This is a genomic window from Bartonella sp. AC62GZZY (genome assembly GCF_042196525.1).
In the GTDB taxonomy this organism is placed as follows: domain Bacteria; phylum Pseudomonadota; class Alphaproteobacteria; order Rhizobiales; family Rhizobiaceae; genus Bartonella.
Window position 1 is genome coordinate 174,245 of the sequence record NZ_JBHIQN010000002.1, and the last position, 13,872, is coordinate 188,116.

At 35.9% G+C, this 13,872-nt stretch carries 6 protein-coding genes and 1 pseudogene; 5 read left to right on the top strand and 2 right to left on the bottom strand.

Annotated features, from left to right (window positions below; genetic code table 11):
* Positions 1-304 precede the first annotated feature (304 nt).
* From ACFIML_RS02270 to ACFIML_RS02280, 3 genes and pseudogenes are all read left to right on the top strand, one after another.
* A complete protein-coding gene (locus ACFIML_RS02270; RefSeq protein ID WP_375687283.1) occupies positions 305-2,269 on the top strand; it encodes an autotransporter assembly complex family protein in 1,965 nt (654 codons plus the stop codon).
* Positions 2,269-6,927: a translocation/assembly module TamB domain-containing protein gene (locus ACFIML_RS02275; protein WP_375687285.1), complete on the top strand. Its 4,659-nt coding sequence runs from the start codon at positions 2,269-2,271 to the stop codon at positions 6,925-6,927. Before ACFIML_RS02270 ends, ACFIML_RS02275 begins: the two co-directional genes overlap by 1 nt.
* A 429-nt stretch (positions 6,928-7,356) precedes the next feature.
* Positions 7,357-7,623, top strand: a pseudogene (locus ACFIML_RS02280) (Arm DNA-binding domain-containing protein); the annotation flags it as partial.
* 1,528 nt (positions 7,624-9,151) lie between these two features.
* Here the strand turns inward: ACFIML_RS02280 and ACFIML_RS02285 are convergent.
* Together ACFIML_RS02285 and infC are read right to left on the bottom strand one after the other, a co-directional pair.
* Positions 9,152-10,918, bottom strand: a complete 1,767-nt coding sequence (locus tag ACFIML_RS02285; RefSeq protein WP_375606133.1) for an ABC transporter ATP-binding protein — start codon at positions 10,916-10,918, stop codon at positions 9,152-9,154.
* A gap of 600 nt (positions 10,919-11,518) precedes the next feature.
* Positions 11,519-12,037 carry a translation initiation factor IF-3 gene (gene infC / locus ACFIML_RS02290; protein ID WP_026500140.1) on the bottom strand — a complete coding sequence of 173 codons (519 nt, stop codon included), beginning with the start codon at positions 12,035-12,037 and terminating at the stop codon, positions 11,519-11,521.
* Between the two features lie 195 nt (positions 12,038-12,232).
* Between infC and ACFIML_RS02295 the strand changes: the two genes are divergently transcribed.
* The gene (locus ACFIML_RS02295; protein WP_375606134.1) at positions 12,233-13,012 is read left to right on the top strand and encodes an alpha/beta hydrolase; all 780 of its coding nucleotides are present in this window, start codon (positions 12,233-12,235) and stop codon (positions 13,010-13,012) included.
* Between the two features lie 38 nt (positions 13,013-13,050).
* Positions 13,051-13,797, top strand: a complete 747-nt coding sequence (locus ACFIML_RS02300) for a M48 family metallopeptidase (RefSeq protein WP_375687287.1) — start codon at positions 13,051-13,053, stop codon at positions 13,795-13,797.
* Positions 13,798-13,872: the final 75 nt, after the last annotated feature.

Genomic DNA, 13,872 nt, shown 5'->3' on the forward strand with positions numbered 1-13,872 from the left:
CAGTTTTTTAGCATTCCCATGGAAAGTCATTTGTACAAATTTAACCATGATGATATGGGACGCAATAAAACATTTATAATAAGCTAAATAAATATGTTAAGAAAAAAAAGAATGAGGCTGTTCGTGTTATACAACAGTGCAGAATTTTATGAAAATATAAGGGGAGGATAACGTTATGTATCGCAGAGTGTTATTTGATGTGATAAAACGTGTAAAATGTGCAAAGTAATTATATTTACCTTTCTTATTTTTATATTATTTAAAGCGTAGTAGATGCAAAGTGTATTATAAGGTATCTGATTTTATGGTATACCAGACAAGAATTTTGTTAAAATCAGGGACTCTGCGCTGTGTATTTATAGGCTTGTGTTTTACTTTTTCTTTTCCACAGCCACTTGCTGCATTTGATTTTTTCGGCATCCCTCTTTTTGGTCAAAAGAAAACAAATTCTTCTTCACATTATGCTAAAAGTACAGAGAAATTTTATAAAGTTGATGTTGTTGCACCGCCAGGCGCACCATTAGAAGGTATAAAAATAGTTAAATCTGTTTCTTCTCTTGTTGCTGATAAAGAGAAAGCATCCGCCAGTTCTTCTGGTTTGCTCGCCAAGGCGCGTTCAGATTATCGAGCAATTCTTTCTGCTCTTTATGCTGATGGACGCTATGGTGGTATTATTAGTATTAAAATTAATGGCTTAGAAGTCGCTGATTTAAGTCCGGTAACTCAACTTCCAGCACGGTCCAATATTGTTATTACAATTAATGCTGGTCCACAATATGTTTTTAGTATTGCAAATATTGATAAAGTAGCTCCGTTTGAAAAACGTAAAGCGCATAAAATGCCCACAATTGAAGAATTGGGCTATAAAGTTGGGGCTATTGCTAAATCTGAAACTATTTTGAAAGCAGAAAAATGGGCGATAGAAGGATGGCGGCAACAAGGTTATGCTAAAGCTAAAATTATGAAGAGTGAGGTCGTGGCTGACCATGCTGCGTTGCGTGTTGAAGGACGGATTGTTGTTGCTCCTGGACAAAAGGCTTATTATGGTCCTTTAAGTGTGCGTAATATAAGTAAGAAACCACGTGTAGATTCAGCTTATATCGCGTGGATGACCGGATTGAAACCAGGGCAGATATACGATTCCGATGCGTTAGCTAAGGGAAATGAACGTCTTGCGCGCCTTGGTGTTTTTCGTGCTATCAATATACGTGAGGCTGATACTATTAATCTAGATGGACGTTTACCGCTTGCACTTGTTGTACAAGAACATAAACCGCGTCGTTTTGGTGTAGGCGGTAGCTATTCAACTTTAGACGGTGCCGGTTTTGAGACTTATTGGATGCATAACAATCTTTTTGGTCATGCAGAGACTCTTAAAATTGAAACAAAAATAACTGGTGTTGGTAGCAATAAAAAGCAATCATATAATTTTAAAAATTTTGATTATCTTTTCGGAGGCACATTTGTAAAGCCCGGTGTACTCACGCCAGATACAGATTTCAGGTCAGAATTAAAAATACAACAAGATGTTTTAGAAAATTATACGACAAAAGCCATCAAAGGAAAATTAGGTATTACGCATATTTTTAATGGTAATCTATCGGGACAGGCTGCTGTAGAAGTTTCAAATGGTTATTCACGTGATGTCTATTTTGGGAGCCGTAATTTTACAACAATCGGTTTCCCTAGCGGCTTGATTTACGATAGTCGTAATAATAAGTTTAATGCAACAAAAGGTTTATATGGTGAAGTTTTCATTGAGCCTTTTTATGAGATGCGTTTTAGCAACTTTGTTGCAAAAGTAACAGCAGAAGGTCGCTCTTATTGGGCGTTGGATGAAGGGGATCGTTTTGTTGTTGCTGCGCGGGCAAAGCTTGGTACAATTCTTGGGAATGATACAGCACAAGTACCCGCAAATACGCTTTTTTTTGCTGGTGGTGGGGGCTCTGTTCGTGGTTATGCTTACCGTAATATTGGTATCAAAACAGAAAATGATGGGGTTGTTGGTGGACGGGCGCTTATTGAGGGGTCAGCAGAATTGCGTGTTTCTTTAAATGATAAAATAGGGTTTGTCAGTTTTCTTGATGGAGGTTTAGTAGGGGAAAAGGCGAATTTTGATTTTTCTCAAAAAATTAAATGGGGAGCCGGTATAGGAGGTCGTTATATGACGGGTCTTGGTCCTTTACGCGTTGATTTAGCCTTTCCTTTAAAGAGAGAGAAGGGTGACCCTCGCATTGGTTTTTACGTGGGTATAGGGCAAGCATTTTAATGAAAAAAGGTGCACGTTTATCAGCTTTCTTCTTTGTATTTTTGTTTTTTGGGGTGGGTTGTTTTGTTTTTGCGCAAAGAGGAGACATTCTTCCCTCTAGCGAAATGAAAACAGATGATCGCTCATGGTTTGTTTCTTTAATTGAACGAAAGCTTTCAGCGCCTAATCGTCAAGTTCGTTTACACAATATGCAAGGGACACTGTCTTCTCAAACATCAATTGATACTATTACTGTCAGTGATAAAAAAGGGGTTTGGCTTAAAATTACCAATGCTAAAATGGATTGGAATCGTCTAGCGTTGCTGAGAGGGCGGATGGATATTAACCAGCTTTCGGCAGAACAGGTTACATTTTTACGCAAACCGCAAGGCAATTCTTCTTTTGTTTCTTCCCTTGAGACAGGTAAGTTCTCTTTACCAAAATTGCCGCTTGCTCTTTCTATCAATACACTTACAGCCCAACATGTGACATTTGAACAGAATCTTTTTGGTTTTTCTGCTGATATATCCTTAAAAGGCAATTTCACCTTGGCTAGTGGTAATTTTGATGTCGATATAGCAGCTCATCGTTTAGATGCACCGGGTTCTTTTTCTGTTCTCACCAAGATATCTGATAGTAATCGTACAGCTCAAATTGATATTTCTGCTAACGAACCACAAAATGGTATTTTGGCGAATATTTTTAACATTGAACAACGTCCGGCATTAAATCTCGTCATGAAAGGTGATGGTACTTTTGATGATTTGGTTATCAAACTTTCTTTAGAGTCTGATCATCATTCTATTGTAGATGGTAATGTTATTCTTGCAAGCGTTCCAGAAGGACAGAGTTTTTCTACGAAACTAGAGGGAACACTGAGCCCTTTAATACCTTCTCAATATCGTAGTCTCTTTGAATCTAATATAACATTAAAAGCAAAGGCAAGAAGAACAAAAGAAGGTTTGACACACCTTGATCAGATGGTTATTCAGAACAAAGCAATGAATGTTATAGCCAATGCTGAAATAACCGCCGATGGATTCTTGCGACGGCTTTTTGTTGATGGAAAAATGGCTCTTGATAACGAAAAGGAGTCTGTTCATTTATCTGTATCAGAAGTGCCAAAACCTGCGAATACTCTTGCTTTGAACATTGACTATGGTCGCGAAGGGCAACAATCTTGGAATGGGCGGTTGGTTGTAAGTCATTTAAGCAATAAAAATATTTATATTCGCGATGCAATTTTTGATATGGGAGGAGTAAGCGAAAATCTTGATAATGTAGCTTCTCGTCATGTTGGTGTTCAGGTTAAAGGGACGCTTCAAGGGGTTAAAAAGATTAAGGGAGCGTTAGTAGAAAATTTAAGCCAAGCGGTTCATGTGCATTTAGATACGGATATTGTTTCGAATAAACCAATTTTGATTCATGATCTGAGTGTTACGGCTCAGGGTTTTTCTTCTTGGTTAAAAGGGACAATGGAGAATTTTGTTTTTAAAGGCGATCTCGGTTTAAAAGCTCAAACATTAACTCCTTTGGAAGTGTTCAGTAAACAATCACTTTCTGGTAATGCAGATATTAAAGCCAAAGGAACGATCAGTTTATTGAGTGGCATTTTTGATCTCCAATTATCAGGAATGGCTGACGATATGAAAATAGGCATGCAGTCTTTTGATCGTTTATTCAAAGGAAATACTAGTCTTTCAGGTGGAGTTGCTCGAAATACAAAGGGCTTCATTTTACGTCATTGGAATTTGAAAAATCAATATACAAACATAAAGGCTAATGGTTATTTTTCAGATGAAAGCGCTAAAATGGACTTATCTGCTCAAATATCTGATTTGTCCAAATTAGACCCAAAGATAAGTGGTGCACTTACAATTCAAAGTACGGCGAGAGGGAGCAATAGCCATATAAAACTAAATACACGTGCTCATGTGGCTGAAGCACTCTTTGTGGGGAAGAAACTTCAAAACACAACGTTTAACATAGAGGCACTTATGGATAATACAGCACCGATTACTTCTTTAACAGGAGTTGTAAAAGGTGAAGGAACTTTTGCTAAGAAACCTTTGCATTTATCGGCCTCTTTTGAAGATTCTCATAAAATTCGAAAACTTGAAAATATCGATATTAGAGGGGGAAATGCAAAAATAACCGGTGGTCTTTCTCAACAACTTGGAGGTTTTTTGAAAGGAGCGCTGCATATTGATGCCGATGATATTTCCGTACTTTCAGCGTTATTTTTGCAGGATGGTAGTGGAAAAGTAAAAGGAGATTTTATTTTTGATGAACAAAATGGCAGACAAAAAACCAATGTGAAGGCGCATGTTAACCATTTGAATTTTTCCAAGAATAAAATAAAAAAATTGGCAATAGATGCTGATATATTCGATCCTTTTGGCATGACTCAGTTTGAAGGAGTTCTCAATGCAGAACATATTCAAACACCTTTGGTAATGGTCAATCGTTTAAATGCTCACGCTGATAGGAATAATGGACAAACGGTTTTTACTGTTCAGGCGATGTTGCATGATACTCTCAATGCACGGCTTTCTGGTCGTTTAATGGTTGAGGAACTTCCAGAAAGTATAAAACGAGAAGTGCAAATTGAAACTGTGGACTTAAAACAACATACTTTTCATGCAACATTGCTGAAGCCATCCATAATTGCTTTTGATAAAGATGGAATGACAATCAATGAATTAGGAATTGCAATAAATGGGGGCAACATCATCTTAGCAGGGAATATTCAAGATACCCTGAATTTACAACTTACAATGAATGCCCTTCCTGCTACTTTAGTCAATTTGTGGAAATCCGATCTTGGAGCAGCAGGGAGTGTAACAGGGCAGGTTATGATTCGTGGTCATTTAAAAAAACCTGATATAAATTACGATATAAAAGGTGAGGGACTGACAACCGTTGCTTTTCAAGATAAAAAAATTATGCCTTTTTCTCTTTCTGCTACGGGAAACACTGTAGATCAAAATCTTACTTTGAATGCAAATTTAACAGGAGAAGGAGTACAAGCACAAGCTCAGGGGCATATATCTCTAGAGAAAAATGCGCTTGATTTTCATATTAATTTGCAAAATTTATCTGCGCGTTTGGCGAATGGTTTTATTGCAGGACAAGCGCTTGATGGGACAGTGATAGGTAAAGTTGATATTGGTGGAACAATGAAGGATCCATCTGCTCATTTTGAGCTTTCTAGTCAAAATTTAACCGCTATGACGCCTAAAGGACCGATGTCAATCAATATAAATGCTCGTGGTTCTTATAAAAAATCGACATTTCATATTGAAAATATGATAGCTACTGGAGATAAAGGATTAGATCTTTCCATCCATGGGCCTGTATCTCTTAATGGTTCAGAGGCAAAATTAAACGTTAAAGGGATAATGCCTCTTGATTTTGTTAATCTCTTATTAGCCAAGCGTGGTGCACATATAACGGGTACAGCAAGAATTGATACAGCTCTTAATGGGGCATTATCAAAGCCACAATTGATAGGAAATATTTCTATAGGCGACGGTAGCTTTTTTGATTCACAAACAAATGTAGGATTGAATAATATAACAATTGAAGGCAAATTGAAAGGTGATCATATCCTTATAGAAAAAGCTTCAGCTTCTTCGTTTGAGGGGGGAGGAATTTCTGCTTCAGGTCGTATTTCTAATGGTCTAGAGACAGATTTGATATTTCATCTTGATAATGCCAATTATAATGATGGTTCTATGATTCTGGCAACATTATCAGGTGAGATGACAATGACAGGTCATTTTTTAAATGATCTTGTTCTTGGTGGTGATATCATCGTTGAAAAAGCTGAAGTTTTTGTTCCTGATCATTTTAAAAGTGCCAAGTTTCTTGATGTTAGAAATAAGAATTTAACTAAATCGATTCAAACAACACTTGAACGTGCTGATGTTAAGAACACGAACAAAAGCAAAAGCCGTATAGTTACACAAGAATCTTCATCTGTCGTGCTATCAAATATGCGTATTACTGCACGCAATCAATTTTTTGTACGCGGAAAAGGCTTAGATGCTGAACTGGGAGGACGCATTAATCTAGCAGGTCCATTGAATGATGTGCATCCAGTTGGTGAATTTAGAATGATTCGTGGACGTTTTGATATCCTGTCGCAACGTCTTAATTTCGATCAAGGACAAGCGAGTTTTAGTGGTAATCTTAATCCTACGGTTTATTTTGTAACCAACAATAACAGTGGTGATATTCGCGTCACTGTAACTGTAAGTGGGACGGTTGATAATCTTGATATTAATTTTTCATCACAACCAAATTTGCCTCAGGATGAGATTTTGGCGCGTTTGATTTTTAATCGCTCTCTTAATGAATTATCACCATTTCAGATTGCTCAACTTGCAGCGGCAGCGGCTGATCTTGCAGGTGGTTCTAATACATCTTTGTTGAATACTTTACGAACTAAAATTGGACTTGATGATCTTGATGTTATCGTTAATGAGAAGGGTAATACAGGCTTACGTATTGGACGCTACATACACAATAATATTTATTTGGGCTTTGAAGCAGGGTCTGATGGAACAACGAAAGGGACAATTAATTTAGATATTTCGCGTCATCTCAAAGCTAAAGGTGCCATAGGAAATGAACAAAATTCTAGTATAGGTCTCTTTTATGAAAGAGATTATTAAAGATTGAATTTAAAAAAACAATTTCTTCGTTTTTTGTCTCTCATTTCTAGATCTGAGGAAGAAGACATAGACTAGAAATACTATAAAAGAAGAAGCTTTTTGTTGAGGCGTGAAGAGAACTATCTGAAATATTCGATTTATTCTCTAAAGGGACAAAATCTTCACGAAAGATAGTATGTTATTTTGCTGCTATATATTTATTTCAGAGAAATACCTTATCTTATTTTCAAGCCCATGTGGTGCTGTTGCCTAAAGAATGTAGTGTGTGCAATATATTGATTTATAAAGATAATTTATCGTTATTCAACTTGAATTAGAACTATGCATATCATACGAATTTCTCTCGCGTTGAATCAATCAAAATCATTCGGCTTGCATGCTACAAGCTGGGAATCCTGTGTGGATAAAACTATTAAGAAATGACTAAAAATGCCTCTTATGAATCATCTCGAGAGCTAAGAGCTGTCGCAACATTAGGGGCTGGAAAATAGTGTAAATGGTGCCGGCTTGTTACTCCATAAGTGTAAAGATGGGGAGCTTAATGGATTTATCATTATACAATTCACGGATGTTATCGCGAAATGGGTTTGGGAAAGACTTTGAGAGAGGTTTCTTTAAAACAAGCAGGTGAATTTGCAACACAATGGCATTCTGTTTTTACGTGAAGGACATGATTCCATTAAAGAACGTGATAAATAAAAGCGTGAGGCAAGCGGAGAATTCATAAGATATTGATTTTATTGTCAAACGCATTTAAAGCAATACTTTTTAATAATAAAAATTACCTATTATTTTAGATTTTTGTTTATTGTATTTTTGAATGAGATCACTTTTCTTATAACAAATAGCCCTCCAAACAGAATACTCCAAAATATAACATTATTGTGTTGCAAGTTCACGTGCTTGTTTTAAAGAAAAATTTCTCAGTGTGCACTTGAGCCTATTTCATAAGATTGCTTGTGAAATGGTATAAAATACCTCTTATGAATGGTATAAAATCCATACTACCGTTATTAATAAAGGTATAAGTATTTATTAAAGATATAAGCCGGCATTATTATCTATTTTTTAGCTTGTCATGTTGACGATAACCTTTGCACTTGAAAGCATAGAGGTATTTTTATTGCTGATCTTAAGAGTTTTTATAAACACGCTAATGTCTCTTATGGCGCACAACAAGTGCTTTGGATTGATTCATCCTCAATATAAAGAAGATTTGCAATAAGCAAATTACATCGTATTTTTTATTTGAGATGTAAAATAATAAATTATGATTATAAATAAGTGTTAAGATGTATGTTGACAGGTATTTTTGTAAAAATATTTATCAGAGTTATATGTCGTATTTTTCTATTTTAGCGATTAAAAGAAAGAGGAATGTCATTTTGCTTTTCATCTGTTTTTTTGCATATTGAATCATAGCCTTATATAAGCATTAACGTTGTGCATTTGTAAACTCTTCAAGCAGTTAAGGTATTAGAGGAATATCATTTTAGTTTCTAGATGTAGAAAAAACAGCAAAGCTTGCTTTAAAGCAAGCTACAACAGTAAAAAAAGTTTTATAAAATCCTCTCTTATTTTTCAATGTTTTTCTTACACGGAGTGTATCTATAATTTGCAGCACAATTTATAATTGTTAGCTTATTCTATTGTACTATAAAAGACCGACATTTGAGGTGAGGTGATATAAGATATGTAATTTTGACACAGTATTCTGAAAACACGTGGTAAATATTTTAGGGTAAGCCTTGTATAAGTGAATCACATAAGTTGTTATCAAGCGGAATGAACTCAATAAAAATCTAGATTGTTACAGATCAGATTGGGTAGAATCTTTGTCCTTTAAAATGTGTAGAGAAAAAAATTATCAGTGCAGGGATAAACACGGATAAAGGTTGTATTAATCCAGATTCCTCCTCCGTAACAATTTTTTCAAACCTTGATGCTCTCTTTTTCAGGGATTCACAACACTTATGAATGTTTCAACACTTATTTGAGGAAGGGAAGGGGTTTTTGAAGTTTCGTGGTTAAAGTCAATTGCATTCAACAAAATAGCGAGTAAAGGTTTCATTTAAATCCAAGAAGTTTATTTTCAATAAACCATAAATTCTTTGCCAATTCTTGATTGAAGTAATGCTTTTTCTTGATAACAAGTCTTTTTTTATAAATGAAGCATTACCTTCTATCCATTTTTTATTTCAAATCTTATTTAAGGATCTAGAAATTAGGGGGTATGTTTTTTGAACTGGATATTATGAAGTTTTTTATAAAACCCATGTTCTTTTGCGAGCAATTCTTTTTGAGTACCTTGTTCAATTAGTTGTCCATTTTGTATGACCACAATTTTATGAGCACGGGCAATTGTTGAAAGGCGATGAGCAATGATAATCGTTGTGCGTCCTTTGGTAAGGTGATGAATAGCTTCATTAATTTGCGCTTCGGTGTGTGAATCGAGCGCACTCGTTGCTTCATCAAGAATCAGAATTTCACTATCGTGAATCATTGCTCTAGCGATAGAAAGTCGTTGTTTTTGCCCCCCTGAAAGATTACAGCCATTATCACCTATCTGTGTATCATAACCATTTGGCAAACGCATAATAAAGTCATGAGCATTTGCTGCTTTTGCTGCTTCGATAATTTCGTCATCACTAGCCCCTTCTTTTCCAAGTCCGATATTATATTTAACAGTTCCTTGAAAGAGAAAAGTATCCTGTCCTACATAGGCCATCAGGTTTCTCAGAGAGCGAAATGTTGTGTAGCGGATGTCTTGATCATTAATTAATATGCGTCCTTTTGTGGGATCATAGAGTCGCATAATAAGGTTAATAAAGGTAGACTTTCCCGAACCTGATGGTCCCACCAATGCTGTCATTTTTCCAGCTTCTATTTCTAGGTTTATGTCTTTCAATACCATTTTGTTCTCAGTGTATGCAAAAGAAACGTGTTCGAAGCGAATAGCTCCTTGCGTTTTATTCAGATCTTTAGCTTCTTTATGTTCTATAACTGTAAGAGGATGGTCGAGTATTTCAAACATCGTACGGATATTGACCAATCCAGATTCAATTTTAACACGTACATTTGCTAGTCTTTTTGCGGGTTCATAAGCTAAAAGTAAAGCAACAATAAAGGACATAAATTCACCTTGAACACCTGCGCGTTGGGTTGCAAGGTAACCGGAAAAACAGATAATACCAGCAATGGCAACACCTGTGAGCGTTTCCATAATCGGATTGGTAATAGCTTCGAGTGTTGCAATATTATTTGTTTGTTTTTCAACATCACAAATGGCTTTGTCCATTCTTTTCTTCATGACTTCTTCTAGTGAAAAAGCCTTAATGACTCGAATACCAACAGCAGTTTCCTGTACGATTTTTATAATTTCACCAAGTGAAAGGAGCTCTTTTTCCATAAGGCGGCGAACGCGTTTTAAAGCCATTCGAACGCCTAAAAAAGCTAGTGGTCCTACGATTAAAGTAATGGCAACTAATATAAAGTTTTGAATAAACATGACAAGCAACAAACCACTAACGGAAAGCAAATCACGTACAAAAGTTGTGATAATAGTATCAATGATATTACGTACAGCTGTAGCATTGTGGGTTACGCGAACAAGAAGATCAGATGAAGTGTTATTATGATAAAAAGAAACTCCTTGTTCCATAAGTCGGGCAAAAATTTTGCGTTGTTGTTCAGCAATGATACTATTGCCTGCTTTGTTTAGAAAATAAGTTTGGGAAAAAGTTGCAACTCCTTTGAGAATAAAGATAAAAGCAATGATGCTAGAAATCAAAACGATCATAGGAAAATTTTGCGCATCAATAATCTGATTAACAACATCACGCATCATCCATGCACTAGTTGCAGTTGTACCAGAAATGATGATCATTGAGAAAATAGCTGCACTGTACCAACGCGCATGTTTGTGAAAATTTTCTCGCAAAAGACGGATAATAAGATGTTTATCAAAAGAGGAAATTTGTTTTTTGTCCATAAAGTGCTTCTATATTTTCTTGTTGTTTTATGCAAGATTGAAGCACTCTTAGATTAAAAAAATCCATAAATCTTTTGTACAAAAATAGCCTTTTCTTTCAAGGTTCATCCATCAATTTCACGACGGTGAGAGTGAAGAATATAGTGCAAGGTTTCTGTGAAAAGTATAACGAAAATTTGTTGTTTATTACTATCTTTAGTTAAATAAAAAGTACGGGCGAGTCTCATCATTATTATTTACTAATTTCCATATTGTAATAGCCTTTGGCACTTCAAATGGTTCACAAAAGGCATTTCTGCTTTTTTTAATAATTTTATGTATGCATTATCTCTGTTTGTGATGTGCAAGCAGAATTATTTTGTCGGATTCATATAGAAAGAACTTGAAATAATAAGACCTTACGATGTTTAAGCTTTTTCATTTAATATGCAAAATAACGAATTCTTTTTATAAATCAATCAAGCACTGTTAAACTGTTAAAAGGATTTATACACATTTATAAAACCTTAAAAGCACCACAAAAACTCTATGTGGTGCTTCTAAATAACACTATACACATCATTTTGATGAGTTGCATGGGAATATTATTCCAATGCAAAACTATTTAGGTGCTATCACCATCATCATTTGCCTGCCTTCAAGCTTTGGCTCCAATTCGATTTTGGCAATTTCACTTGTATCTTCTTTCACACGCTGAAGAAGCTTTAATCCAAGATCTTGGTGAGCCATCTCACGACCACGAAAACGCAAAGTAATCTTTACTTTATCACCATGATCAATAAAGCGATGAACAGCCTTGAGTTTGACTCCATAATCATGGACATCAACATTTGGGCGCATCTTAATCTCTTTGATTTCGATGACTTTTTGCTTTTTACGTGTTTCAGCAGCTTTTTTTTGGGTTTGATATTTTAATTTTCCCAAATCGATGATTTTACATACAGGTGGCTCCGCATTTGGTACAATTTCAACCAAATCAAGTCCCGCATCTGCAGCCATAGCAAGAGCTTCTTGTATCGCAACAACTCCCTGATGTTGTCCCTCATCATTGATAAGCTGAACATGAGGTACCCGAATATCCTGATTTGAACGTGGTCCGTCTTTTTGGGTAGGTGTCATTTTAAACGGTTTACGAATGGTTTATGCTCCTTAAATTTTGATTCAACTACAGTTAATTTAATATACAATTATGCACCTAAAAACAACAATAATTCGTATCTTTTTCATTATTTGATTTATTACTTTTTGGAATGATTTAGATTATAAAAGTTTTCTCTTAATTTAAAGAAATTGTTTTATGGAGGATAAAGAATCATGGATCAAAATATTCCTTGTCAGTTTTTTTCGTTTGAGAACACCGCACTTGCGGTACGCTATCGCAAGGGGCGCCAATCTCCAGGTTTGGTTTGGCTTCCTGGCTATCAATCCGATATGTTGGGAAGTAAGGCAACGTTAGTTGATCAGTTTGCTCAGAAGAATGATTTGTCTTGTTTACGTTTTGATTATTCTGGACATGGAGAATCTGAAGGTGATTTTTTTCAAGGAACAATTTCGCGTTGGGTTAAGGAAAGTTTAGCGATTTTTGAAACCTATTGTGAGGGTCCACAAATTTTGATTGGTTCCTCTATGGGTGGGTGGATTGCGCTAAGGCTTGCTATGATGCTAGCACAGAAAAATAAGAAGCTTGCTGGCATGATATTGATTGCTCCAGCGCCTGATTTTACACAAACATTGGTGGAACCAAAATTAGGCCCAGAAGAATGGAAGGTTTTGGAAGAAAAAGGCTATATTGAACGACCTGCAGTTGATGATATAGAGCCAATGCCCTTTACAAAAACATTGATTGAAGATGGACGCGAAAATTGTGTTATGAAAGGATGCATTGATGTTGGGTGTCCTGTCCATATTCTACAAGGGATGGAAGATGAAGATATTCCCTATCATCATACATTGACTTTACTTGATCATTTACCTCTCCATGATGTAACATTGACACTTGTTCGTGATGCAGATCATCGCTTTTCTCGTCCACAAGATTTAGATTGCCTTGAAACAGTATTGAGATCTTTTATTAATCAGATTAATGCAAAATAAGGGGTATATTTATTTATTAATGATGAAGATAAAAATATATGAGCATTTCTAAACAGCATTTTATTTTTTCTGATCGCTCTGTACCTGTACGGGTGCGGGAAAATAAGTATGCGCGCCGTCTTACCTTACGTATCGATGCCAGAAATCAGGAGATTTGTGTAACAACACCACCAGCGATAAATCTCTATGCGGTTGAAAATTTTATTGAAAAACATCGGTCTTGGATTGAGGCACGTCTTGCTCGTGTACAAGTCTCTCCTGAAAATGCTTATCTCAAAGAGGGGGAGACAATACCTTTATTGGGCGTTTCTCATACCATAAAGCATAGAAAGGGACGTGGAGTAACAGAAATTGTTACAGCAGATGCGGAGCAAGGGCCTGAAATTATTGTTTATGGTCAATTAGAATATCTTCCAAGACGCATTGCTGACGTTTTAAAAAAACAAGCGGCGCTTATTATAACGCCTTTGGTGGCACTTTATGCTCATCAGGTAGAACGTAAAGTCAAATCCATTTGTTATAAAGATACGAGAAGTCGTTGGGGCTCTTGTTCAATCGATAAGCGTCTTTCTTTTTCTTGGCGCCTTATTATGGCACCAAAAGAAGTTGTTGAGTATGTTGTTGCCCATGAAGTTGCTCATCTTGTTGAAATGAATCACGGACCAAGATTTTGGGCTCTTTGTGAAGAGCTATGTCCTGATAGTAAAACATATCGAGCTTGGTTGAAAGAAAATGCTCCTAGACTGCATGCAATTAATTTTGATTCATATAAATTAGAGGCGTAAAAAACTTTCAAATGAAGGCAATATTTAACGGAACTTTTTGTTGAGTGTTTTGTTGAGTGTGTGCTTGCTCATGCA